General features: G+C 67.1%; 25 protein-coding genes and 4 pseudogenes. 25 read left to right on the top strand and 4 right to left on the bottom strand.

Annotated elements, in window-relative coordinates:
• Positions 1-2: 2 nt before the first annotated feature.
• Positions 3-1,034 (bottom strand): fused (3R)-hydroxyacyl-ACP dehydratase subunits HadA/HadB, encoded by a 1,032-nt coding sequence (locus tag BLW81_RS05590; protein WP_083406352.1) that lies wholly within the window; start codon positions 1,032-1,034, stop codon positions 3-5.
• 158 nt (positions 1,035-1,192) lie between these two features.
• Here BLW81_RS05590 and BLW81_RS05585 point away from each other — a divergent pair, with 158 nt between their 5' ends.
• The 13 genes and pseudogenes from BLW81_RS05585 (at position 1,193) to BLW81_RS05535 (ending at position 10,840) form a co-directional block, all read left to right on the top strand.
• The gene (locus BLW81_RS05585; RefSeq protein ID WP_083410350.1) at positions 1,193-1,942 is read left to right on the top strand and encodes a TnsA-like heteromeric transposase endonuclease subunit; all 750 of its coding nucleotides are present in this window, start codon (positions 1,193-1,195) and stop codon (positions 1,940-1,942) included.
• Complete coding sequence (locus BLW81_RS05580; protein ID WP_235632193.1) at positions 1,849-3,687, top strand: TnsB C-terminal domain-containing protein; 1,839 nt, start codon at positions 1,849-1,851, stop codon at positions 3,685-3,687. Before BLW81_RS05585 ends, BLW81_RS05580 begins: the two co-directional genes overlap by 94 nt.
• Positions 3,636-3,959, top strand: a complete 324-nt coding sequence (locus BLW81_RS29855) for a hypothetical protein (RefSeq protein ID WP_235632192.1) — start codon at positions 3,636-3,638, stop codon at positions 3,957-3,959. Before BLW81_RS05580 ends, BLW81_RS29855 begins: the two co-directional genes overlap by 52 nt.
• Before the next feature lie 128 nt (positions 3,960-4,087).
• A pseudogene (locus BLW81_RS29850) lies at positions 4,088-4,576 on the top strand (ATP-binding protein); the annotation flags it as partial.
• Between the two features lie 58 nt (positions 4,577-4,634).
• Positions 4,635-5,246 carry a hypothetical protein gene (locus tag BLW81_RS29540; RefSeq protein ID WP_162277386.1) on the top strand — a complete coding sequence of 204 codons (612 nt, stop codon included), beginning with the start codon at positions 4,635-4,637 and terminating at the stop codon, positions 5,244-5,246.
• A gap of 9 nt (positions 5,247-5,255) precedes the next feature.
• A complete protein-coding gene (locus BLW81_RS05570) occupies positions 5,256-5,651 on the top strand; it encodes a hypothetical protein (protein ID WP_083406351.1) in 396 nt (131 codons plus the stop codon).
• Positions 5,652-5,979: 328 nt separating this feature from the next.
• The gene (locus BLW81_RS05565; RefSeq protein ID WP_083406350.1) at positions 5,980-6,669 is read left to right on the top strand and encodes a metallophosphoesterase family protein; all 690 of its coding nucleotides are present in this window, start codon (positions 5,980-5,982) and stop codon (positions 6,667-6,669) included.
• A 188-nt stretch (positions 6,670-6,857) separates the two neighbouring features.
• Positions 6,858-8,012 carry a glutathione-independent formaldehyde dehydrogenase gene (locus tag BLW81_RS05560; RefSeq protein ID WP_083406349.1) on the top strand — a complete coding sequence of 385 codons (1,155 nt, stop codon included), beginning with the start codon at positions 6,858-6,860 and terminating at the stop codon, positions 8,010-8,012.
• A gap of 35 nt (positions 8,013-8,047) precedes the next feature.
• Positions 8,048-8,608 (top strand): type 1 glutamine amidotransferase domain-containing protein, encoded by a 561-nt coding sequence (locus BLW81_RS05555; protein ID WP_083406348.1) that lies wholly within the window; start codon positions 8,048-8,050, stop codon positions 8,606-8,608.
• Positions 8,605-8,967, top strand: a complete 363-nt coding sequence (locus BLW81_RS05550) for a GlcG/HbpS family heme-binding protein (protein ID WP_083406347.1) — start codon at positions 8,605-8,607, stop codon at positions 8,965-8,967. Before BLW81_RS05555 ends, BLW81_RS05550 begins: the two co-directional genes overlap by 4 nt.
• A gap of 49 nt (positions 8,968-9,016) precedes the next feature.
• A complete protein-coding gene (locus BLW81_RS05545) occupies positions 9,017-9,319 on the top strand; it encodes a putative quinol monooxygenase (protein WP_083406346.1) in 303 nt (100 codons plus the stop codon).
• Positions 9,320-9,331: 12 nt separating this feature from the next.
• Positions 9,332-9,730: pseudogene (locus BLW81_RS05540) on the top strand (Dps family protein).
• A gap of 6 nt (positions 9,731-9,736) precedes the next feature.
• The gene (locus BLW81_RS05535) at positions 9,737-10,840 is read left to right on the top strand and encodes an NAD(P)/FAD-dependent oxidoreductase (protein WP_083406345.1); all 1,104 of its coding nucleotides are present in this window, start codon (positions 9,737-9,739) and stop codon (positions 10,838-10,840) included.
• 36 nt (positions 10,841-10,876) lie between these two features.
• Here the strand turns inward: BLW81_RS05535 and BLW81_RS29845 are convergent.
• Positions 10,877-10,988 (bottom strand): annotated as a pseudogene (locus tag BLW81_RS29845) (DUF309 domain-containing protein); the annotation flags it as partial.
• A 90-nt stretch (positions 10,989-11,078) separates the two neighbouring features.
• On the opposite strand from BLW81_RS29845, the gene BLW81_RS05530 reads away from it, so the two are divergent.
• The gene (locus BLW81_RS05530; protein WP_083406344.1) at positions 11,079-11,597 is read left to right on the top strand and encodes a DUF421 domain-containing protein; all 519 of its coding nucleotides are present in this window, start codon (positions 11,079-11,081) and stop codon (positions 11,595-11,597) included.
• A gap of 28 nt (positions 11,598-11,625) precedes the next feature.
• On the opposite strand, the gene BLW81_RS05525 is transcribed toward BLW81_RS05530, so the two are convergent.
• Positions 11,626-12,738 (bottom strand): low temperature requirement protein A, encoded by a 1,113-nt coding sequence (locus BLW81_RS05525; protein ID WP_235632191.1) that lies wholly within the window; start codon positions 12,736-12,738, stop codon positions 11,626-11,628.
• On the opposite strand from BLW81_RS05525, the gene BLW81_RS05520 reads away from it, so the two are divergent.
• The 4 genes from BLW81_RS05520 (at position 12,730) to BLW81_RS05505 (ending at position 16,427) form a co-directional block, all read left to right on the top strand.
• The gene (locus tag BLW81_RS05520) at positions 12,730-13,674 is read left to right on the top strand and encodes a hypothetical protein (RefSeq protein WP_162277385.1); all 945 of its coding nucleotides are present in this window, start codon (positions 12,730-12,732) and stop codon (positions 13,672-13,674) included. The genes BLW81_RS05525 and BLW81_RS05520 overlap by 9 nt on opposite strands.
• A gap of 55 nt (positions 13,675-13,729) precedes the next feature.
• A complete protein-coding gene (locus tag BLW81_RS05515) occupies positions 13,730-14,731 on the top strand; it encodes a glycoside hydrolase family 6 protein (protein ID WP_235632190.1) in 1,002 nt (333 codons plus the stop codon).
• Between the two features lie 248 nt (positions 14,732-14,979).
• The gene (locus BLW81_RS05510) at positions 14,980-15,537 is read left to right on the top strand and encodes a COG4315 family predicted lipoprotein (protein WP_083406342.1); all 558 of its coding nucleotides are present in this window, start codon (positions 14,980-14,982) and stop codon (positions 15,535-15,537) included.
• A gap of 59 nt (positions 15,538-15,596) precedes the next feature.
• The gene (locus BLW81_RS05505) at positions 15,597-16,427 is read left to right on the top strand and encodes an LLM class F420-dependent oxidoreductase (RefSeq protein WP_083406341.1); all 831 of its coding nucleotides are present in this window, start codon (positions 15,597-15,599) and stop codon (positions 16,425-16,427) included.
• A 5-nt stretch (positions 16,428-16,432) separates the two neighbouring features.
• Here the strand turns inward: BLW81_RS05505 and BLW81_RS05500 are convergent, their stop codons facing one another.
• Positions 16,433-17,032 (bottom strand): GntR family transcriptional regulator, encoded by a 600-nt coding sequence (locus BLW81_RS05500; protein ID WP_235632189.1) that lies wholly within the window; start codon positions 17,030-17,032, stop codon positions 16,433-16,435.
• On the opposite strand from BLW81_RS05500, the pseudogene BLW81_RS29840 reads away from it, so the two are divergent.
• From BLW81_RS29840 to BLW81_RS05470, 7 genes and pseudogenes are all read left to right on the top strand, one after another.
• Positions 16,923-17,411, top strand: a pseudogene (locus BLW81_RS29840) (aldehyde dehydrogenase family protein); the annotation flags it as partial. The gene BLW81_RS05500 and the pseudogene BLW81_RS29840 overlap by 110 nt on opposite strands.
• A gap of 106 nt (positions 17,412-17,517) precedes the next feature.
• Complete coding sequence (locus BLW81_RS29835) at positions 17,518-17,799, top strand: aldehyde dehydrogenase family protein (protein ID WP_407662316.1); 282 nt, start codon at positions 17,518-17,520, stop codon at positions 17,797-17,799.
• Positions 17,800-17,821: 22 nt separating this feature from the next.
• On the top strand, positions 17,822-19,015 hold the full coding sequence (locus BLW81_RS05490; protein WP_083406340.1) for an acyl-CoA dehydrogenase family protein: 1,194 nt from the start codon (positions 17,822-17,824) through the stop codon (positions 19,013-19,015).
• Positions 19,008-20,204: an acyl-CoA dehydrogenase family protein gene (locus BLW81_RS05485; protein WP_235632188.1), complete on the top strand. Its 1,197-nt coding sequence runs from the start codon at positions 19,008-19,010 to the stop codon at positions 20,202-20,204. Before BLW81_RS05490 ends, BLW81_RS05485 begins: the two co-directional genes overlap by 8 nt.
• Positions 20,205-20,273: 69 nt before the next feature.
• Positions 20,274-21,458, top strand: coding sequence for a phosphotransferase (locus BLW81_RS05480; RefSeq protein WP_235632187.1), 1,185 nt, complete (start codon positions 20,274-20,276; stop codon positions 21,456-21,458).
• A 30-nt stretch (positions 21,459-21,488) separates the two neighbouring features.
• On the top strand, positions 21,489-21,851 hold the full coding sequence (locus tag BLW81_RS05475; protein WP_235632186.1) for a hypothetical protein: 363 nt from the start codon (positions 21,489-21,491) through the stop codon (positions 21,849-21,851).
• 161 nt (positions 21,852-22,012) lie between these two features.
• Positions 22,013-22,405, top strand: coding sequence for a hypothetical protein (locus BLW81_RS05470; RefSeq protein WP_083406338.1), 393 nt, complete (start codon positions 22,013-22,015; stop codon positions 22,403-22,405).
• Positions 22,406-22,449: the final 44 nt, after the last annotated feature.

Here is a 22,449-nt window from a genome sequence, read left to right as displayed (position 1 = left end):
CGTCAGCGGAAGCGGATCTGCAACGTGGCCAGGCCGAAGATTTTCTTGCCCGCGGATTTCGCGCCGACGATGACGACCCCGGAGCGGGTCTCCGGATCCAACGACTTGACCTTGCCGCTGAACTCGATGTCGGCGCCTTCCTTGGCCGACACGATCGCCGGCTGTGACAGCCGCACCGAGTACTTCGTGACGGCACCGGGGTCGCCGGACCACGCGGAGACGAACCCGGCACCCAGGCCCATCGTGAGCATCCCGTGGGCGATGACGTCCGGCAGCCCCGCGAGTTTGGCGATGTCCTCGTCCCAGTGGATCGGGTTGGCGTCACCGGCGACGCCGGCATAGTTCACCAGGTCGCCGCGGGCCAGGCGCGCGTGGTGGGCAGGCAGTTCCTCACCGGCCGTGACCTCGTCGAACGAGCGGGTGCCCGGCGTGCGGGTCAGCCCGCCCTCGGAGATCGTGATCGCACCCTCTGGGCGCACGGTCTTCTCGTAGGCCGCGGCGTTGGCGCCGATGTCGAGGATGTTCATGTCGTGCATCATCGCGTTCTGCACGGCGGTCTTGACTCCGGCGTCGATGTCCTCGGCGGTCACCCCGACGACGGTGGTGTGCAGCGTGTGCACCCGCTCGCCGTGGGTGTCGGTGAACGTGTTGGTCACGGTGATGAATTCGCGCCCGGCCGTGCGGCGCACCGAGGAGAGTTCGACGTCGATGACCAGTTCGTCACCGGCGACGATCGGGCGGTGCTGCTCGAAGACCTCCTCGGTCTGCAGGTAGGTGTCGTAGCCGACCACGATCTCTTCGAACATGCGCCGGTTGCACTGCATCCCGGGGGCGGAGGTGAAGGTCAGCGGCGCGACGACGTCCGGATAACCCAGTTCGGCCGCCGCGGCGACATCCCAGTGCGCGGGGTGGTAGTCCTGCACGGCGCGGGCGTATTCGCGCAGCTTCTCGCGGCCCACCAGGTAGGTGCCGTCCATCTGGTAGTGGTGGCCGACCCGCGCTTCCAGCGCCGAGGTCTCTGCGGAAGTTGTCATACGTCTGCTCAACTCTTCTGCCGGCTTGTCGCTGAGGCCGACCCAAGCACAGTAACGCCCGCGCTCGCTGTCGGTTCTCATCCAACTTGTCCTTTTCTCATGTTTGTGTCCCGGCGTGTCCGCGTCTCATCTTGTTGTCCTCGTATCAGCGTGTGGTCGTGGGTAGGCGGCACCTGCTGGATAATGCGGTCAGCTACCAGGCTGATGACGGCGTGGTTGTGGAGACGACGCTGGAATCGGTGACCGCGGATCGCGTGGTGCGGGGCCTGCCGGTGCGGCGTGTCCGCAGTCATGCTGGGCAGCGGAATTACTGCGGCTGGTTCTGGTCGGCCACGACGGGCGGCAGTGTGGTCTACGAGAGCCGCTTGGAGCTGGATCGACTCTGGTTGGCGGACTTCGATTCCGACGTGGTGTGGATCGCGACGCAACCGTTCTGGCTGTGCGGCGAGGACGGGGGAACTCGTCGGCGCCATGTGCCGGACGTGATGTTGAAGCTGGCGTCGGGCGAGTTCGTCGTTGTGGACGTCAAGCCGACCGAGTTCCAGTCCGATCCGGACGTGGCGGCGGTGCTCGACTGGACGTCACGCGCGTGCGCGGCGAAGGGCTGGCGTTACGAGGTGTACGGCGGTGGTGATGATGTGCTGCTCGCGAACATCCGTCACTTGGCCTATGCCCGTCGCGACTACTTGGTTCCGGAGCATGAGATGCGGACGGCCGCGGATTTGGACCCGGCGGGCCGCCCGTGGAGCGAAGTCGCTGATGACCTCGCGGCTGCAGGATGCCGGGCCGCCGGTGCGGTGATCGCCGCAATGTTGTGGCGCGCGAGGTGGCAAGCCGACCTGACTCGTCCGCTGGACCGCTCGTCGGTGCTGGCGCTGGGGAAGGTGTCACCTTGCCCGGCAGCGTGAGCGTGACGACGGGAACCAAGTTGTGGATGGACGGCGACATCTGGACCGTTCACCAGTTTGACGGCGGTGATGCCGTGCTGGTGTCCGGTGACCGATTGATCCGGGTGTCGACAGCTCATTTGGCTCGGCATGCCCAACCTGTGGACACCGCGCAGTTGGACCGGCCGGATTCAGATCCGGTCCCGGTGGTGTTGAGCAGCTTGCCCGCCGAGGTGTTGCGGGAGTTGGAAGCCAAGGCCGCTCACATGCGTCGGCTCTCAGAACCGGTCACCGGTGCCCGTGAAGCGACCGAACGGATCGCGGCGACAGCGGCCGAACTCGGGGTCTCGGAGAAGACCGTTCGACGCTGGAAGGCCGCCTACGACGCGGCCGGGGTGGCCGGCCTGGTGGACGCGCGGTTGCGTCGGGGGATCCGTAGCGCGGTGGATCCGTTGTGGGATGAGGCATGTCTGGCAGAGCTGCGCCGCCACACCGACCGATCGACACCGACCAAGGGTGCGATCATCGCCGCCGTCGCGCGCCGGGTGGAAGCCGAACACGGCCCGGCGGTGGTGCCGATACCGTCGCGGGCGACCGCCTATCGTCGGGTCGACGAGTTGGCCAGGGGCAAGTACTCGTTTGGCAGCGCCAAGGCCCGCCGCTCGGTCGACAATCGGGCGCCGGGCCCGTTCGGGCGGTTACACGGCACACGCCCTGGCGAGTACGTCGTCTTGGACTCGACCCCGCTGGACGTCTTCGCGATGGAGCCGGTCACGTTGCGGTGGGTGGGTGTCGAGTTGACCGTCGCGATGGATTTGTTCGACCGTTGTGTGTTGGGCTTGCGGCTGTCCCCGGTGTCGACCAAGTCGATCGACGTGGCCAACGTCTTGTACCAGTGCGTGACAACCCATTCGCAACCAGACCACGGGTGGCCGTTTCATGGCGTACCCAAAATGGTGCTGATCGGCGGCGAGAATCCCCCCGCAACTGCGGGTGCTCCGGCGGTAGTGCCGGAGACCATCGTCGTCGACCACGGCCGCCCGTTTCTGTCGGCGCACATTTTGGGCGCCTGTAATCGGCTGGGGATTACGGTGCAGCCGGCCATTCCGAATAAGCCGACCGACAAGCCGACAGTTGAGCGGTTTTTCCGCACGCTGCGCGAATCCTTGTTGCAGTATCTTCCGGCGTACAAGGGTCCGGATGTGTACTCGCGCGGAAAGGATGTCGAGGGCCAGGCCTTCTACTACGTCAGCGAGCTCGAGCAGATCATCCGCGAATGGGTCGCCACGGTGTACCACCGCACCAAGCATTCCGGGCTCTGCGTTCCGGAGCTGCCAGGGGTGGGCTTGGCGCCGATGGAGATGTTCGAGATCGGCATCGCCAAGGCTGGCGGTCTGTTACTTCCGTCGAACCCCGATCTGGCGTTCGAGTTTCTTGATGTCCGGTGGCGCACCATCCAGCACTACGGTGTTGAGGTCGACGGGCTGCGCTATGACGGCGCGGCGTTGAACCGCTCCGCTACCGCGGCCGCCGCTCCGCCTACGGCGGTATCCGCGCCGGCAAGTGGCCGATCTTCGTCGACGTTCACGATGTCCGCCATGCCTGGTTCCAGGACCCCGACTCCCGGGGCTGGCATCGTCTGGATTGGGAGCATGCCGCCGCGTTGCACCAGCCGTTCAGCCAGGACGCGGTGGACTACGTCAAACAGTTGTGTTTGCGCCGCAACAGGCATGTCGACCCGGCTCAAGCGGTCCACGATCTGCTGACCGAGTGGAGCTGCGGCGAGGTTGAAACCCGACGCGAACGCAGCCTCGCGCGCCGCCTGAGCGCTCAACGCGCCTCCATCGTCGCTCCCGAACCCGGCGAGGACGAACCGACCGAGGACGCCAGGATGGTCGCTTCGCTTCCCGGCGTGGTCGATCTGTTGGAGCGCCGCGAACGACGCGCTGCGTTGGAGGTCGTCGATGACATCGACGTGTTCGAGCGGTACTTCGTCGAGCACCCCGACACCGCTGGGTTGGAGGTGTTCGAGGAGTGAGCAACCCGTGGGCACGGTGGCTGGCGGCCAACGGCACTGCGCGCTATCAGCTGTCACGCAAACAAGGTTGGGATGCGTTCGTCAACGCCGCACCCAGGCAATCGTTGGAGGTGTTGACCCGCCCGCAGATGGCCGAGTTATCCGCCGAAGAACTCGAGGACTACAACCAGGCACGGTTCGTCTGGAACGCCAACCTGCCGACGGTCAAGACGATGCAGCTGGACATGGCCTACGGGATCATCGACCAGGTCATGGCCTCAAGTCACCGGGACGGGGACAAGCTGCGCGGCGCAGTGGTCATCGACGCCGAACCCGGGCTGGGCAAAACCACCATCGCGATCCGATATGCCCGCGACTTTCATCGCCGCGTCTACCGACGCGAAGGCCCGCGCACCCCTGAAGGCCATCAACGACTCCCGGTGGCGTTCGTCCCGCTCAGCGCCGGCATCACACTGAAGGGCCTCAACCAGCAGATCCTGCGGTTCTACGGGCATCCCGCCGTCGATCGGGCCTCCACGTCGAAGCTGGGCGCGTTGGCCGTCGACTGCGCGACGTCGTGCGCGACGAGGCTGATCGTGATCGACGACCTGCACTTCGTGGACTTCAAGCACCGCCACGGCATCGACGTGTCGAACCACCTCAAGGGCCTGGCCAACGAGATGGCACCACCCCGTGTTGCCCGAACTCGACCCCGCACGGATCCCACAGGTGCTCTGGCCCGGCGTCGTGTGGGCAGGTCACGGAGACACCACCGCGCTCGCTGCTGCGGCCCAGGCGATGGCAGTGAGCAAGATCGGCGATACGCGGCCGTGGACGATCATCGCCCTGGATATCGGCCCGCCGAAAGGCATCGCACTGCCGGTGACGCAGTACTGGCGTTGGGTCGTCCGCAACGGCCACTGGACCGACGCCCTTGCCTCGCTGACGAATCTGAAGGAACAGCTTCGCCACAACCCACCCCCGATCGACTACCAGCAGCGGCGCATCATCGCCGACGATCCACGACGACTGATACGGGCGTTGAATCGTGCGGGTGCCAACAGCCGCACGATGGGCCGTGAGCAGTTCCACAACGTCGTGCGCCGCTACTGGGAGCTCTTCACCGGAGGTGACATCCGCTACGCGGCTTCGCCATACGCGATTCCGGCCGAGCACCTTCCAGCCTGGCCAACAATGCGCCTGCGGATCGATGAGAAGCACAATTCGTCCTTTCGGAACGCCTACGAACTCATGGCCACCGCAAATGGCATACGGCCCAGCGGCCCTCTGACGTGGCGGCCTCCTTGAACTCCAGGGGTGACCGACTCGGCGGAAGGGTTCAATCAGGGAGCCGCGGGGGCTACCGTCTACCGTCGTGCCGACCTTCAGGATCTGGTCACTGTGACCCTTCTGAAGCTCCCGCCGCAGGACGCACGTTCGCAGTCCATGGCGGCGCTACTCGGCGACATCGAAGCCGAAATCCGTTTTTGGGCGATTTCGAAACCCATTCTCGCCGCGCGGCGACTTCGCAAAGACCGGACGCGGGGAGTCAGGCTGGGCGACTTGGCCGACATGCACAGTCATCTCGCCAATGGCGCCGATAGAACGTTCCCCCACGACCTGTCTCGGGAGGCGAGAATCCTTGCCCGCGCCGCCCACTCAATCGGGTCTGAGTGCAATTTGTGGGCCAACGTTGTGCTGCCGACTGACTGAACCAGCACCAGAAAGCCTTTTTGTTCCCGAGGTGGTCACAGTGGCTAGCTGGGATCGCGCTAAATGAGCTGGGCGCTGCCGTGCGCCTGCCCGCTGGCGCTTTGGGAGGTGGGGGCCGCATTTTCGTGACGACGGAGCCAAGCTGGGTTTGCACACGCAGTGGCGATACCTGCCACCATTGTCGAGCTTGGGCGATGCTGTCAGCGATCCGCAACATCGCCGAGCTTGTCGCAGTACCGGAACACAGCGGTGGCTCGGCTACGCCGTGCATCGTGCAGCCAGCATGAAGTCCGTTGCCAAGACGCCTCGGCGTAGTCAGAGTTGCAGGATGACCGGCCAGCTCGATGGAGCCAACCTGACGCGGCAGCCTCGCCGCGCGCAGGTTTGGTACACATCGGACTTGCATATTGGGCACCGCTTGATCGCGGGGCTGCGGGGCTTCGACGACTCGGACGATCATGACGCGGAACTCGCCAGGCGGTGGGACAACGACGTGAGCGCCGGGGACACCGTGTGGGTGCTCGGCGACATCTCGGCCGGTGGTCGCGGGGGGCAGCGGCGCGCACTGGAGTGGCTGTCGGAACGACCCGGGGTGAAGCATCTGATCGCTGGTAACCACGACAGCGTTCATCCCATGCACATCGACACCCACAAGATGCTGTCGACATACTTGGAGGTGTTCGCTTCCGTGCAGCAGTCCGCGCGGCGCAAGCTGGCCGGCCAGACGCTGCTGCTTTCACACTTCCCCTACCGCACTGCCGCACTCGGTCCATACGTCGAAACCGACAGCAGATTCGACCAATGGCGCCTACCGGGGATGGGAGCCTGGCTGCTGCACGGCCACAGCCACGATTCAATCCGACGCCGCGGCAAGTCGATCCACGTCGGCCTCGACGCATGGAACCTCGCCCCGGTGTCCATCGACACCATCGCCCAGATCATGCAGAACGCGCAGACAAACGACGATGGCGAGGCGAATGAGGCTGAAAACTCTCGCCGCCCCAGAACATGTGGCTAAGACCGGCGAACACCAGCGCGCCCGCCAGAGGTGATGGCGCACCCCGGTCCTCGCCGACTACGAGTCTCGACTAGCGACGGACGACCATGCGTCGCTCAGATTCCGATTAGCACAGGGATTACCCGTCAGCACAGTGGGTACCCATTCGCGATATTCACCTGAACCCGAACTCCCAATTAAGGATCGCCATGAAAGCAGTCGTCTACAACGGGCCACGCGACGTCAGCGTCGACAACGTGCCCGATCCGGAGATCAAGCGGCCAACCGACCTCATCGTCAAGATGACAACCACCAACATCTGTGGCTCCGACCTGCACATGTACGAAGGCCGCACCGACTTCGAGAAGGGCCGGATCTTCGGCCACGAAAATCTGGGCGAGGTAGTCGAGATCGGCAACGGCGTCGACAAGATCAAGGTCGGCGACATGGTCGCTTTGCCGTTCAACATCGGCTGCGGTCATTGTCGGAACTGCGAGACCACCTTTACCAACTACTGCATCACCATGCAGCCCAATGAGGGCATGGCCGGCGCGGCCTACGGTTTCGCCGCCATGGGCCCCTACGACGGCGGGCAGGCCGAGTATCTGCACGTGCCCTACGGCGACTTCAACTGCCTGCGCTTACCTGAGGACGCGCGCGAGAAGGAAAACGACTACGCGATGCTCTCCGATATCTTCCCGACCGGCTGGCACGCCGTCGAGATGTCCGGCATGAAGCCGGGTGAATCGATCGTGATCTATGGCGGCGGGCCGGTGGGCCTCATGGCGGCGCTTTCCGCTTCGATCAAGGGCGCGGAGAAGATCATGGTCGTCGATCGTCACCCCGATCGTCTGCGGCTGGCCGAGGAGATCGGCGCCATTCCCATCGACGATTCCAAGGGCGACCCCGTCGAGCAAGTGCTGAACCATACCGACGGCGTCGGCGCCGACCGGGGCTGCGAATGCGTGGGCTATCAGGCGCACGATCCGCAGGGGCAGGAAAACCCCAATCTGACCATGAACAGCCTCGTTCAGTCGGTGAAGTTTATCGGCGGTATCGGCTCGGTCGGTGTGTTCCTGCCCCAGGATCCCGGCAGCTCTGACGAACTCGGCAAACAGGGCCAGATCGCGTTCGACTATGGCCTGCACTGGCTCAAGGGCCAGACGCTGGGCAACGGCCAAGCCCCTGTTAAGCGCTATAACCGCCAACTGCGCGCGCTCATTCACGCTGGCAAAGCCAAGCCGTCCTGGATCGTCTCGCACGAGCTGCCGCTGGACAAGGCCCCGGACGCCTACCGGCACTTCGACGCGCGCGAAGACGGCTGGACCAAGGTCGTCCTGAAACCGCAGCTGGCCGCATCCTGACAGCGACGTCGCTGCAAACGACGAAAGGATCTGCCATGGCAAACACATTGCAGAACAAAAGGATTGCGATCCTCGCCGCCGACGGCGTGGAGCGAGTCGAGCTCGAGGAACCCCGTGAGGCGGTGCAGCAGGCCGGCGGCCAAACCGAAGTGCTGTCTGTGCAGACCGGCGAGATCCAAGCTCGGGACCATGACCTCGATCCGGCCGGCACGTTCAGCGTCGACAAGGCGGTGGGAGACGCATCGGTCGACGAGTTCGACGCGCTGCTGCTGCCCGGCGGGACCGTCAACCCCGACAAGCTGCGGATAGATGAGCAGGCGGTCGCGTTCGTCCGTGATTTTGTTCAGTCCGGCAAGCCGGTCGCGGTGATCTGCCACGGCCCGTGGACGCTGATCGAGGCCGGCGTCGCCCGGGGTCGCACGCTCACGTCGTATCCGAGTGTGCGAACCGACCTGCGTAACGCCGGAGCCGACGTCGTTGACGAGGAGGTCGTCATCGACGGGAATCTGATTTCGAGCCGCTCACCCGACGACCTGCCCGCGTTTTGCGCGACGATCGTCGAGCAGTTCGCCAAGACACCGGCCGGTGCATCATGACCACGCAGCTTCAGTCTGTTTCCCTCGACGATGCCCAACGTGTGATCGCCGCCGGGCAAGCCCAGGCGGAGGAGAACGGGCAACCCTCCAACATCGCGGTCGTCGACGTCGGCGGCAACCTGGTGGCTCACGTCCGAATGGACGGCGCGTGGATCGGCAGCATCGACATCTCGATCAACAAGACATTTACGAGCCGGGCGCTCGACATCGCGACGAAGGATCTTGCCGCCGACGCGGGGCCAGGCGAGCAGTTTTTCGGGATCCATGCTTCCAATGGCGGCCGGATCATGATCTTCGCCGGAGGCATCCCGCTCCAGCAAAACGGCGACGTAGTGGGCGCCGCCGCGGCGGCGTTCTGAGAAACCTCGAATGGATCAGCGTCAACCCACACACCCAAGGAGAACTCATATGGTCAACGTCGCGCTGCTGGTCCGGGTGGAAGCCAAACCCGGCAAGGAGGACGAGGTCGAGCGGTTCCTACGGGACGGCCTGCCGATCGTGGAGGGCGAACCGGCCACGGTGGCATGGTTTGCGGTGCGGTTCGGCCCGTCCAGCTTCGGCATCTTCGACGCTTTCCCCGACGACGACGGCCGCCAGGCCCACCTGTCGGGCGGGGTAGGCACAGCGTTGATGCAACGCGCCGACGAGCTGTTCAGCGAGCCGCCGGCCATCGAGAACGTCGACGTCCTCGCCCACAAGCTCCCGAAATAGCGTCCGAACCGAATCGGAAACGAGGAGTGCGTCACGGTTAATCCGAACACCAGCACACTGGATGCCACCCAACAGAGGGTCGCCGGAGAAGCCCTGCAAGGGACGCTCGTCGACCTCATCGACCTGACCCTCATCGCCAAACACGCGCACTGGAACGTCATCGGCACGAACTTCCGATCGGTGCACCTGGGTTTGGACGAATTGGTCAGCGCCGCACGCGAATTCACTGACGACGCCGCCGAACGTGCCACCGCGATCGGAGTGAGCCCCAATGGCCGGGCGGCCACCGTGGCCAGGATACGAATGCAAAGGGATTCGGCGAAGGGTGGACGAAAGACACACAGGACCTGCTCATCGCCCGTCACGGCGCGCCTCGAGCAGCTGCACTGGATGTGGCGGGCGCAGGTGTAGACCACCATGAACGCTGCGGATATCGGGGTCATCGGCGCGGGCATCGTCGGGCTGTCCACCGCCTACGCGCTGCTGAGCGCGGGCGAGTCGGTCCGGGTGTACGAACGGGGGTTGCCGGGCAATGCCCAGTCTGGCGGTGAAGCTCGAATCTTTCGCCATGCCCATGACGACCCGCGGCTGGTGGCGTTGGCCCGGGACAGCCGTGCCATCTGGGACGAATGGGCGCAGCGGCTAGGCCGAGAGCTGATCTCGGCTGACGGCGTGGTCGCGATCGGTGCCAGCGTTGAGCAGCGGCTGACGATCCTGCAGCGGGTCGGTGGGGTGCGCGCGCGTCGCATCGAGCCCGACGAACTGGCGCAGCGGATGCCGCTGTTGGCCGGCTACGACGGCCCGGCGATGCTCGATGAGGCGGGTGGGGCCATCCGGACGCGGGCCGCGATCGATGGGCTCGTCAGTTGGATCGGGGACGCTCTGGTGGCTGACGAGGTGCTATCGGTAGCGCCCACCGGGCGGGGCACCATCGAGGTCCAGACCGGCGGCGAACGGGTCGAACACGCAGCGGTGGTGGTGTGCGCGGGCCAGGGCACCGCGCGGCTCGCGCGCGGGGTGGGGATATCGCTTCCGGTGCGCTCGGCTGCGCACGTACGGGTGACCTTCGATGTGCGCGAGCGGTTTCAGCGACTTGCATGCCTGCAGGACAGCAGCGGCGACTTCGGTGAGACCGGCATTTACGCCGCGGCGATGCCCGGCAACCGGCAGTACGCGGTGGGACTCAGTGAGACCCTCGGCCTGCGCGACGACGGCAGCTTCGTCGATCCGGCCCAGCTCGCCGCGCTGGCCGACCGGGCCGGTGACTACGTGCGCCGGGCTCTGCCGGGGCTGGATCCCGAGCCGGTGGACTACCGCCACTGCTGGGTGACCGACCTGCCCTGGAGTGAGGACGGAGTGGCGATCTGGGAGGCCGACGGCATCTACTTCATCGCCGGTCACAATCTGTTCAAGCAGGCCCCCGGGCTCGGCCAAGCGCTCGCGCAGGCAGCCCTCGGCGCGGAGCTGGCCGTCGAACTGCGTCCTGAGGCGACGCTCGGTCGACCGGTGCTCTCGGCGTGAGCAGACACGACCCCGAACATGGAAACTGGGGAACCTTTCATTCGGGATACGCGGAATGCCCGTACTCCCTTGCGGTAACGGTCGACCCAGAGCGTCGCGCGGGCGGGCGCTTCGGGGGCGGCCGTTCGTCGCAGTCACGTTCGGCCATGTGCCCAGCTCCTGATGTTTCTCCGGCCCGCCTGGCGGATACTCCCGCCGAATAGGCGGTTGTGCGCCCGTCGACAAGGTCGAGGCGATTATGGACTGGAACGAAGTCGTGCTGCCGAGCACGGCGTTGGTTGGGCTGATCGTCCGCGGAAGCGTCATGTACCTGGCCTTGGGCCTGCTGATTCGGGTCGTGGGTCAGCGAGAGTCGGGTGGCCTCGGGCTCACCGATATTCTCGTGGTCGTATTGGTCGCCGAGGCGGCGGGTGCGGGGCTCATCGGTGACGCCACTACGATCGCCGACGGTCTCGTCGTGGTGATCACCATGGTGTTCTGGAGCGTTGTGCTCGACGCGGTGGCATACCGCTGCCCGCGAGTTGCCGGGTTGATAAAGGCGCGGCCACGACCATTGATCTCAGACGGGCAGTTCAATCGCCGGCTGATGAGACGCGAGTTCATGACCGAGGACGATGTGCTGTCTCAGCTACGGTTGCACGGCATTTCGGACCCCACGGAGGTCGCGCGGACTTACCTGGAGCCCAATGGGATGATCAGTATCCTGCCCCGCGAAGGTGTGGACGTGTCTGATCCCCCCGAACGACCTGTCAGCTAGGCGGTGCTTGCTTCGGCGGGAGTCGTTCTCACTGCACGGTTCCCGCTGTGCCGGCGCCGATCTGGGGGCGCCGCCACAGTTCCCATGCGAGTCGCAGGACTCCGATCGCGGTAAGAACGGTCAGCGACAAGACGGCGGGGACAGAAACCGCCACCGGATACACCAGCAGCGCCGCGGCGGCGGCGAGGAGCCGATCGACTGTGAGCTGATGGTGGTCACGCCATCGGTAGGCCACCTCGGCGGCGTAGAACAGTGCCACCCCACCGGTGAGGGCTAGGGCGGCCAGCGGCGCCAGCGGCTCATCGATGTGTTCCACCGAAACCCGCGCCCCGAGGGCGAAGAAGACAATCCCCGCGACGAGCGGCAGATGCAGGTAGCTGTAGGCGTCGCGCGCCAACCGCGCCCGATCGACACCGGATGTCCGCTGCATACGTTCTTCGGCGCCGGGGGTCAGGCCGAAGTAGGTCCACCACAAGGTGGCCGAGATCAGCACCCCGAGAACCACCGCGCCGAGGACACCGGGATGGCGCAGGTTTTCGGTTGCCCCCGCTCCCAGCTCGACGATCGTCTCACCCAGCGCGATGATGATGACCAAACCGTGGCGCTCGATGAAATACGAAGGTACGACCCGAAGTCCGCTGATTCCCGCTATCAGGGGACTGCCGAAGTCGACCGCCGCCGCCACGACCCACAGCAACTCACGGTAGGGGGAGGCCACAAATGCGGCGGCAACGATCAGGGCCGGCCCGACGAGCAGCCCCGGCGCCAGTCGGCGGATCGCCGACGCCAATCCATCCTCGTCTCGCGACGACGAGTCGAGGAACATACCGGCGTTGATGAGGCGCACGGCGAGCAATGCGAGCCCGAAAACCAGGGCCCCGGTGGTGAACGCGGTCGGCAGTGCAATCGCCGCGATGAGCATCGCCGCCATCGCGACGATGATCAAAGTCCGCTGGATCACCCGCGCCGTTTCGAACGTGTTGGTCAGCCAGGCGTAGCACACCCACGCCCACCACACGGCGAGCAGAGCCAGCACACCCCGCCCGAATCCCTGCCAGGAGATGTCCTCGAGCATCAGGTGGGTGACCTGCGACATCGCGTACACGAACACGAGGTCGAAGAACAACTCCAGGTGGCCCACCGACCGCCCATTCTGATCGCGGCGGTTCCCGAAGTCGCGGGCCTCGTCCTGCAGACCGTCCTTCAGCCGCTGCCGTTGCCCGCCGAACTCGAAACGCTCGCAGTCGAACTCGTGAAGGCGTTCGGACCCGCGATCACCGAGACCGTGAAGGTGTTCACCGAGCAGCTACCCGCCGCCGCGCTGTCCCTGGTGGCGGCCGGCAAGTTCGCGCACCTGGCGGTACTGGCGGCCAACACGGTCTACACCGGAACGCTCACGCCCATCGCCCCGTTCGCGGTCGCGGTGATGAACGCGTTGCCGCTGCCGTTCGGCACCACGAGCGGCGTGATCAACGAGTTCCTCAAACTCGCCATCAACACACCGTTCGTCGCAGGCACCACCGTGCTTTCCCTGTTCGCCCAGGTCATCGACGACGGATTGTCGCCGGTGGCCGCCTTGACCGGCGTCATCGACGCGGTATCGGTCGCGGTCGCATCGGCGCTGGAGTCGATCGAGAAGATCGCGGGTGCCTTGGGCGGCGCCCTGCCTTTCAGTGCGCTCGCGGCGCCGCCCGATCAGCCCGAAGCCCGGGTGTCGGTCGCTGTCGACAACGCGGGCTCCGATTCGGCGTCCTCGTCGTTGCCCCCCGCCGCCCGAACGGTCACGTTGACCACGAATTCGGCGTCGCCCGAAGCTGATTCGATCGAGGCCCAACCGGATGGCGGCGAGCCGGAGGCCTCCGTGGACGGTGCGGTATCCGGCAACGGCGCAACGGATCTGACCGACGGCAACAAAGTCGAGCCCGCCGCGGCGGCCGAGACCGAGGGCGCAGCGGCCGACAGCGGCGACGACGAGAACGCCGAGGCTGGTGAGGTCACGGCGCCGGCCGGTGAGGTCTCGGCCCCCGACACCGAATCGACCGACGCCGGCGGCGAGGAAGATCCGTCGGGGGAGTAGACCCAGCCGTGGGGCGGATTGGCGCCCGCCAGAGCGAACCATTAATTTCCCTGGAGTGATGTCCTCAGCTGCACGTGCAGTCGCGCGGTGGACCGCGCCCGTTGTCGCCCTGGCCGCCGTCGCCGCGCTGGGCGTGGCCGCCGACCCGACTCCGGCCGGGCCGGCTCCGGCCGTGCGCCTGACCAGTGAGGCCAACCCGTTCGCCGGCAAGCCGTTCTATGTCAACCCGGCGTCGAAGGCGATGCGCGCCGCGCAGGCCGCGAACCCGCCCAGCCCGGAACTGACCGCGGTCGCCAACACACCGCAGGCCTACTGGCTGGTCCCTGGCTCGTCGGCATCGACGGTCGCCAAGTACGCCGGCGACGCGCAGGCCGCGGGCGCGATACCGGTCTTCGCCATCTACGGGATCCCGCACCGCGACTGCGGCAGCTTCGCCGCCGGCGGTCACGGATCCGGCGAGGCCTACCGCCAGTGGATCGACGGCATCGCCGCCGATATCGGCCCGGTCCCCGCCGCCGTCATCCTCGAGCCCGATGCGCTCGCCATGGCGGACTGCCTGTCGGGAGATCAGCGTCAAGAGCGGTTCGATCTGATCCGCTACGCCGTGGACTCGCTGAGCCGCAATCCGGCCACCGCGGTGTACGTCGACGCCGGTCACCTCAAGTGGCACAGCCCCGAGGAGATGGCGGCCCGGCTCGGTCAGGCCGGCGTCGAGCGCGCCCGCGGCTTCAGTCTCAACGTCGCGAACTTCTTCACCACCGAGGACGAGATCGGTTACGGCGAAGCCATTTCCGGCTTGACAGGCGGCAAGAACTACGTGATCGACACGTCGCGCAACGGCGCCGGACCCGCGGAAGGTGAGCTCTACTGGTGCAACCCGAGCGGCCGCGCGCTGGGCGTCCCGCCCACCTCGGTGACCGCGGGCCCGCACGCCGACGCCTACCTGTGGATCAAGCGTCCCGGCGAATCCGACGGCACCTGCGGCAAGGGTGATCCGCCCGCGGGTGACTTCGTCAACCAGTACGTGGTCGAGCTGGCGCGCAACGCCGGGTACTAGGACTCGTCCTCGTCGTCGGCCTCGGTCGGCAGGGCCTCGGCGCCGGGCGTCGCCGGCGTGGTCAGCACTTCCTCGGTCTCGTCTGGACGTTCATCAGGCGACATCGGTCATCCTCCGTGTGGTTCGAGGGTCAGCGCACGCGACAGTCGTGGACGGATCTGTAACGGCGCCCACGTCTCGTACCCAGCTCACCGAGGTTTCAAGCAGACCGTCGTTTGAGCGTCGCCGTCGGCGGAAATGAACCAGGCATGCTCAGACCGACAGCCGCCGGTTCGGTTCTGGTGCTCGGCGTCCTGGCGCTGACCGGATGCGCCGCAGTCGAGAACCAGAACGCGAACAGTTCCGACGCCACGAGCACGCAGAGCCCGGTGACGGCGCCGCGCACCGAACCGCTCACCGCCGCGCCCAATCCGCCGCCGTCGACCGAGCAGATCCCGCCGACGGGTGACGTGTCGCTGGCGATCGAAGACAGGGGGGACCTCGGCGAGATCATCGTCGACAGCAGCGGGCGCACCGTCTACGCGTTCTCCAAGGACCCGGCCAACGAGCCCACCTGTTACGGCGACTGCGCCGCGACCTGGATGCCGCTGCTGTCCGACAGCGATCCCGCGGGCGGTATCGGAATCGACGCCGCCGCAGCCAAGACCACCGCCCGGCGCGACGGCGGGAGCCAGGTGACCTACCGGGGCATTCCGCTGTACCGCTACGCAGGGGACACGTTGGACATCGACGCCAACGGCCAGGGCCTCGACATGTTCGGCGGCGAATGGCGGGTCCTGACCAAGGCGGGCCGACCGCTGGGCTGAGGAATAGCCCCCGCTGCGCACACGTTGACTGCGCCGAAACACCACGGTGAGGTAGGGACATGGAATTCGGGATCTCGACGTTCGTCAACGACGACACCATCGACACGGTTTCGCTGGCGAAGGCGATCGAGGAGCGCGGCTTCCACGCGCTGACGATCGCCGAGCACACCCACATCCCGGCCAGTCGGGAATCGGCTTATCCGATGGGCGGTGAACTGCCCAGCATCTACTACCGCACGTTGGACCCGTTCGTCACGTTGGCCGCCGCCGCGGCGGTCACGTCGCGCATCGAGCTGATCACCGGGATCGCGCTGCTCATCCAGCGCGACCCGATCATCACGGCCAAGGAGGCGGCCAGCATCGACCTCCTCTCCGGCGGCCGCTTCGTGTTCGGTGTCGGCGCGGGCTGGAACATCGAGGAGTTGCGGCATCACGGCACCGACCCGAAGACCCGCGGCGCGCTGCTCGACGAACGCATCGAAGCCATCCAGGCGCTGTGGACCGACGAACCCGCGGAGTACCACGGCCGGTTCGTCGATTTCGATCCGTCCTATCTGCGGCCGAAGCCCGTGCAGAAGCCGCACCCGCCCATCCTGATCGGCGGTGACTCCGACGCGACGGTCAAGCGGGTGATCCGGCACCGGGCGGGCTGGATGTCGAACCCGCTGCCGGTGGAGCGGCTGACCAAACGTATCGAGCAGATGCGCGCCGGCGCGGAGCACGACGTCCCGTTGACCACCTTCGGCACCCCGGCGAACCCGTCGTACTGGGACAGCCTGCAGACGCTGGGCTACCGGCAGGCCAACTTGTTGCTGCCGACCAAACCGCTCGACGAATCTCTGCGGATACTCGACGATTTCGCCGACAAGGTCGAAAAGTACCGTCGCTGAAGGACTTATGCGCCCGTCTCGTGGCCGCGCTTGATATCGGCGATGACCGTCGAGTTGTGGAACTCGAGCGCGTGCTGAGCCGCGGGTAGATCACCCCGCTCGGCGGCCCGCAGGATGTCGGCGTGCCAACTTTCCATATCGGGATGGTCGGGATGGTGAAAAACCAGCGCTCGCAGGCACATTCGTGTCTCGACGACGACTGTGTCGAACGCCTGGATGAGCCGTCGGCTGCCGGTGGCATGCACGAGCTCGCGGTGAAACGCCATGTCGTTCTCGTCGGCGTTGTCCCAGTCCTGGATCGCGAGGTTCTCCCGGTACTGCCGGAGGATGTCCCACAGCTTGGCGAACACCTGCGGGTCGGGGTTCTGCACGAGGTACTTGAGCGCCGCGAGCTCCACCGCCTCACGCAGCCGGTAGATGTCCTCCACGTCGGCGGTCGACAACACCGGCACGAAGACCCCGCGGTTGCGTTCGGAGACCAGCAGACCCTGCTCGGTGAGTCGCTTGAGTGCCTCCCGCACGGGTCCCCGGCCGACGTGGAACGCGCCCGCGGCGTTCCGCGAGACGGTGCTGCGCGACCCGAGGGTGCGGAAGGTGTCGTTCACGGGTTCCACGCCGGTCGGTCGGACCCTGCTGAACCTGGCCTCGCACAACGTGTTACGAACCTCGATGGAACTCGGCGGCAACGCACCGCTGCTGGTCTTCGACGACGCAGACCTCGAGCGGGCGGTCACCGGAACGTTCAACGCCAAGATGCGCAACGGCGGACAGTCCTGCATCGCCGCGAACCGCATCCTCGTGCAGGACGGCATCCACGACGCGTTCGTCGAAGGGTTGGTCGAGGCGATGGCGGCGGTCGTCGTGGGCAGCGGGTTCGCCCCACAGGTGGGGCTCGGACCGCTGATCGACGACCGGGCGGTCGCGTCGATGGAGCGGCTGGTCGCCGACGCGTGCGACCGGGGCGCCTCGGTGCGGACAGGAGGATCGAGGCTGCCGTCGGAAGGGCACTTCTTCGAGCCGACGGTGCTGTCGGAGGTCAGCCCCCGATTCGCTGGCCGCCACCACCGAGATCTTCGGGCCGATCGCCGCGGTGCAGCGGTTCCGCACCGAGGAGGAGGCGATCACCCGGGCCAACGCCACCGAATTCGGTTTGGCCGGTTACGTGTTCACCGAGAGCCTGGATCGGGCGTTCAACGTCGCCGACCGCCTCGAGACCGGGCTGGTGGGAATCAACCAGGGGGTGCCGTCCAACGCCGCGGCGCCGTTCGGTGGCACCAAGCAGTCCGGCATCGGCCGCGAAGGCAGCAGCGAGGGACTCGACGAATACCAGGAGGTGCGGTTCTACAACATCGCCCGCCGCAGCACCGCCTGACGCACCTTCTATGGTGACGGGTATGAGCGACGACGCTGACGCCGAACGGGTCGCCGGGCTGGCGCGTGAAGTCGTCACCGGGCATGACCCCAAGACGGTGCCGATCCCTGACTTCCTTGGGGCCTGTTACGACGCGGGCCTGTCCTGGGTGCACTTCCCCGAAGGACTCGGCGGGCTCGGCGTCTCCCGCGGGCTGCAGGCGGTCGCCGACCGCATCCTGCAGGGCGCGGGCGGACCGGTCCCGCTCGGGCTGAACCCGATGGGCTACGGAATGGCCGCGCCGACCATCCGCGAACACGCGCAGACCGAGGACGTGAAACGGCAGTGGCTGCGGCCCCTGGCCACCACCGAAGACCTGTGGTGCCAGTTGTTCTCCGAGCCCGGCGCCGGATCCGACCTCGCCGGACTGGCCACCTCGGCGGTGCGCGACGGGGACGAGTGGGTGATCAACGGCCAGAAGGTGTGGACCAGCCTCGCGCATCGCGCCCGTTGGGGCCTGCTGCTGGCGCGGACCAATCCCGACGTGCCCAAGCACAAGGGGCTCACGTACTTCGTGATCGACATGCACGGCCCAGGCGTCGAGACCCGGCCGCTGCGGCAGATGACCGGTCAGGCCGAGTTCAACGAGGTGTACTTCACCGACGCCCGCATCCCCGACAAGCACCGCCTCGGTGACGTCGGCAACGGCTGGAACGTCGCGATGACCACGCTGATGAACGAGCGAACCGCGCTCGGCGGCAGCGGAAGTCGCCGCGGTGCGGGCACGATCGCCGACGCCACCGGCTTGTGGACGTCACGGCCCGAACGCCGGACCACGGTCCTGCGCGACCGGCTGACCCAGCTGTGGCTGCGTTCGGAGGCGCAGCGGCTCACCTCGGAGCGGTCCCGCGCGGCGGCCACCGTCGGCGGACCCGGCCCCGAAGGCTCGATCGGCAAGCTGGTCGGCGCCGAACTCAACCAGGACATCTACCAGTGGTGCATGGATTTTCTTGGGCCAGAAGGCCTTCTGTACCACGGGTACCAGCAGGGCCGGGGTACCGGTGACGGAGACTGGCAGGGCCCGATCCAGCAGCGGTTCCTGCGCAGCCGCGCCAACACCATCGAGGGCGGCACCTCCGAGGTGATGCGCAACATCCTCGGCGAACGGATCCTCGGGCTGCCCGGCGATCTGCGGGCCGATTCGGGTATGCCGTGGAAGGAGATCCCGCGTGGCTGAGGAGCTTGCGGATCAGCCCGACAATGTGGCTGACCAGTATGAGTACAGGTTCACCGACGAGCAGGCCCAATTGCGTGACGCGGTACGCAAATTCAGCGCCGAGCACTTCTCCGAGGAGAAGGTCCGCGAGCTCATGGAGTCCGACCCGCCGTTCGACGCGAAGGTGTGGTCCCGGCTCGGCGGCGAGCTCGGAGTGCTCGGTCTGTCGGTGCCCGAAGCCGACGGCGGTGTCGGCGGCACACTGATCGACCAGGCGGTCGCCATCGAGGAACTCGGCGCGCGGCTGGCGTGCGGGCCGCTGTTCGGCACGGTGTATCTGGCGATCCCGGCGCTCGTCGCCGCCCCGGCGGGTGCAGTTCGCGACGAACTCCTCGCCGACCTCGTCGAGGGTCGACGCACGGCGGCGGTCGCGGCGCAGGACCGGGCCGCGGCCTTCGACGCCGACGCGGTCACCGTCACCGCGGCGGGGGAGACGTTGTCGGGCACGGTCGACCGCGTGGTCGATGGCGGTATCGCCGACGTCCTGCTGGTCGCGGCGCGCGGCTCCGACGGCATCGGCCTGTATGCGGTCGAGGCCGACAACGCCGGGGTGCAGCGCACACCGTTGGCCACCCTCGATCTCACCCGCTCTCAGGCGGACGTCACGTTCGCCGACGCGCCCGCGCGGCTGATCGCCGGCGCCGACGAGGCGCCGCGGGTGGTCGAGCATGCGTTCCAGGTCGGCGCGGCGCTGCTGGCCGTCGAACAGGTCGGCGCCGCCCAGCATCTGCTCGATCTGTCCGTCGAGTACGCGAAGTCCCGGTTGCAGTTCGGCAGGCCGATCGGGTCCTTCCAGGCGGTCAAGCACCGCCTCGCGAATCTGCTGGTGGATGTCGAACATGCCAGATCGACTGCGTATCACGCGGTGTGGGCATTGGCGAACGGCTCGGACGATCCCGCGCTGGCGACCAGCATCGCTCAGGCGGTGTGCTCGGCGGCGCTCACCCATGTCGCCACCGACACCATCCAGGTGCACGGTGGCATCGGCTTCACGTGGGAGCACCAGGCGCACCTCTACTACAAGCGCGCCACGACCGACGCGGTGCTGCTGGGCAGCGCCGAGCAGCACCGGGACCGGGTGGCGGCGATGGTGCTGGACGCCGCCGCCGAGGATCGCGTGCCACGGGTCGCCGACGGCCGCACCGCCTGACCGTCTCCTTTTAGTGAAGGATGCTTCACTGTATGGTGGCGGGGTCCCCTAGTTCACCTTGGAGGCCGCGTGGACGTCGTCACCGATCGAACCGCCGGAATCGACGGTGCGGTGCGGACGGGCCGGGCGCTCGCCGAAGCCGCAGCAGCGGTGCTGCCGCTGCGCTGGGTGCGGGCGGACTTCCCGCTCACCGCCGCGGACGTCGACCCCGGCTTTCTCACCCGTGCGCTGCGCGACGTCGCCGGAGGGGCCACCGTGGTCGCCGCGCGGCCGGTGGGCGGTACCAGCGGCACGACCGATCGCGTTCGGCTCGACCTCAGCTGGGACCGCGACAGCGGCGACCTGCCACGGCACGTGTTCATCAAGAGCACCCCCACGAGCGCCAAGAACCGCACGATGGTCGCGGCGCTGGCGCTGGCCCGCAACGAGGCGCTGTTCTATCGGCACGCCCGGTCCGCGCTCAGCGAGCGGAGCGCTCCGCGTTGCTTCTCGGCGCACGCGGGCATGGGTGCGCGGCACCTGCTCGTGTTGGAGGACCTCACGGACCGCGGCGGGGAGCCCAAGGCGCTGTGCGACGACGTCGACGCCGGTTACGCCAGGGCGATGATGGTCACCCTGGGCGAACTGCACGCGACGTTCTGGGACTCACCGCGGCTGCGCGGTGACCTCGATTTCGTCCGCCCGGAGCGGGAACGGCCGGGTTTTCCGTTGCTGCTGCGGCAGTTTCGGCAGGTGCGCTCGAAGCTGCTCAAATCGGCCGAGTACGAGCTGCCGCGTGAGGTGCGCGAGATGGCCGCGTTCGTCAACGCCAACGACTGGGCGCTGCACGCGAACTGGGATAAGGGCCCGCAGACCGTCATCCACGGTGACACCCATCTGGGCAACACGTTCGGGCTCGGTGACGGAGGCGTCGGCCTGCTGGACTGGCAGGTGCTGTACCGGGCGCCGGGTATGCGCGATGTCGCCTACTTCCTCGTGACCTCGGTGCCCGTGGAGGTGCGCCGGGCGCACACCGACGAACTGCTGCAGACCTACCTCGAGACGCTCGCGCGCAACGGCGTTCCCGCCGTGCCGACACGTGATCAAGCCTGGGATGCGCTGTGCCTGTTCGCCTTCGACGCGTGGGACTCCGCGGCGATAACGCTGGTGTGGCCGGGTCTGCAGGCCCCGGAGAACGTCGCCAAGAGTGTGGAACGGGCGAACGCGGCGATCGTGGACCTCGACGTCATGCCGGTGCTTCGCCGAAGCATCTGAAAAGAAAGCGACCCGCTGAGGAGAAATCTGGTGAGTGTGGATCGGACGCGAGCGCGTCGAGTGGTCGGCTGGGCCCGCGTCGGCCTGGGCGCGGTGCTGTTCGCGACGCCCCGCGTCGCGGCCCGCGCCTGGCTCGGCCCCGACGGCGACAACGCCGGGGTCGGGTTGCTGTTCCGCAGCATCGGGGCGCGCGACGTCGCGCTGGGCGCGGGGCTGCTGGCTGCGCCGTCCGGTGACACGTCATGGTCACGCGCGGGGGTCGTCGCCGACCTTGGCGACGTCGCGGGCTCGCTCGTCGCGCTCGGCCCCGTGCCCGCCCGGCGCCTGCTGCCGGGCACGCTGCTCGCGGTCGCATTCGTCGCCGCGGGCGTCTGGCTCGAATCGGAGCGCTGAACGCCCGCGGCCGTGATCGGCCAAATATGAGGTGATCACCTCACGCGCGCGGCCGTTTGCTGCGCGAAGCTGTGAATGTTCTTGGGATCGGTAGCCGTCGGGCAGCCCTGTACTGGGCCTACCGACGCGACGCCGGTCGCGGGTGACGAGAAGGAACATTCATGAGAACAGCTTCGAAGGCCTCGAGGATCTTCGCCGGGGCGCTGATATCGCTGGGCGTCGCGGCCTTCGGTGCCGGCGTCGCCCCGGGTGTCGCTGCGGCGCAGACTCCGCCCGGCGGCCCGTTCACCTGGTGTCCCGGCGATCCGCCGGTGGAAACGGGAAACAAGAAGTTCAATCCCGTGCGCTGGGACGAGAGCATCTGCCACGAGTACTGGTTCGTCTACCACGGCCAGGGCAACGTCGCGCAGAACATCTGGGACGGACCCAACCCGCCGGGACCCCCGCCGGGGCAGGGTTTCCGCCCGCCGCCACCGATCCCGCCGGGCTGGTGCTGGGGCCTGTTCCTGCCGTCGCCGTGCCCGCCCGGTGTGCAGGGACCGGTGCCTCATTAGGAACACCGAACACGTCAGACGAGGGGTGCGTGTTCGGCCGACAG

Origin of the sequence: Mycolicibacterium rutilum, assembly GCF_900108565.1 — a bacterium.
In the GTDB taxonomy this organism is placed as follows: Bacteria; Actinomycetota; Actinomycetes; order Mycobacteriales; family Mycobacteriaceae; genus Mycobacterium; species Mycobacterium rutilum.
The sequence above is the reverse complement of the archived record's forward strand: the minus strand, read 5'-3'. Positions and strand labels throughout refer to the sequence as shown.

Coding starts and splice junctions, on each gene's coding strand:
- BLW81_RS05590 (WP_083406352.1), bottom strand. CDS start 1,034: ATGACAACTTCCGCAGAGACCTCGGCGCTGGAAGCGCGGGTCGGCCAC.
- BLW81_RS05565 (WP_083406350.1), top strand. CDS start 5,980: ATGACCGGCCAGCTCGATGGAGCCAACCTGACGCGGCAGCCTCGCCGC.
- BLW81_RS05560 (WP_083406349.1), top strand. CDS start 6,858: ATGAAAGCAGTCGTCTACAACGGGCCACGCGACGTCAGCGTCGACAAC.
- BLW81_RS05555 (WP_083406348.1), top strand. CDS start 8,048: ATGGCAAACACATTGCAGAACAAAAGGATTGCGATCCTCGCCGCCGAC.
- BLW81_RS05550 (WP_083406347.1), top strand. CDS start 8,605: ATGACCACGCAGCTTCAGTCTGTTTCCCTCGACGATGCCCAACGTGTG.
- BLW81_RS05545 (WP_083406346.1), top strand. CDS start 9,017: ATGGTCAACGTCGCGCTGCTGGTCCGGGTGGAAGCCAAACCCGGCAAG.
- BLW81_RS05535 (WP_083406345.1), top strand. CDS start 9,737: ATGAACGCTGCGGATATCGGGGTCATCGGCGCGGGCATCGTCGGGCTG.
- BLW81_RS05530 (WP_083406344.1), top strand. CDS start 11,079: ATGGACTGGAACGAAGTCGTGCTGCCGAGCACGGCGTTGGTTGGGCTG.
- BLW81_RS05510 (WP_083406342.1), top strand. CDS start 14,980: ATGCTCAGACCGACAGCCGCCGGTTCGGTTCTGGTGCTCGGCGTCCTG.
- BLW81_RS05505 (WP_083406341.1), top strand. CDS start 15,597: ATGGAATTCGGGATCTCGACGTTCGTCAACGACGACACCATCGACACG.
- BLW81_RS05490 (WP_083406340.1), top strand. CDS start 17,822: ATGAGCGACGACGCTGACGCCGAACGGGTCGCCGGGCTGGCGCGTGAA.
- BLW81_RS05470 (WP_083406338.1), top strand. CDS start 22,013: ATGAGAACAGCTTCGAAGGCCTCGAGGATCTTCGCCGGGGCGCTGATA.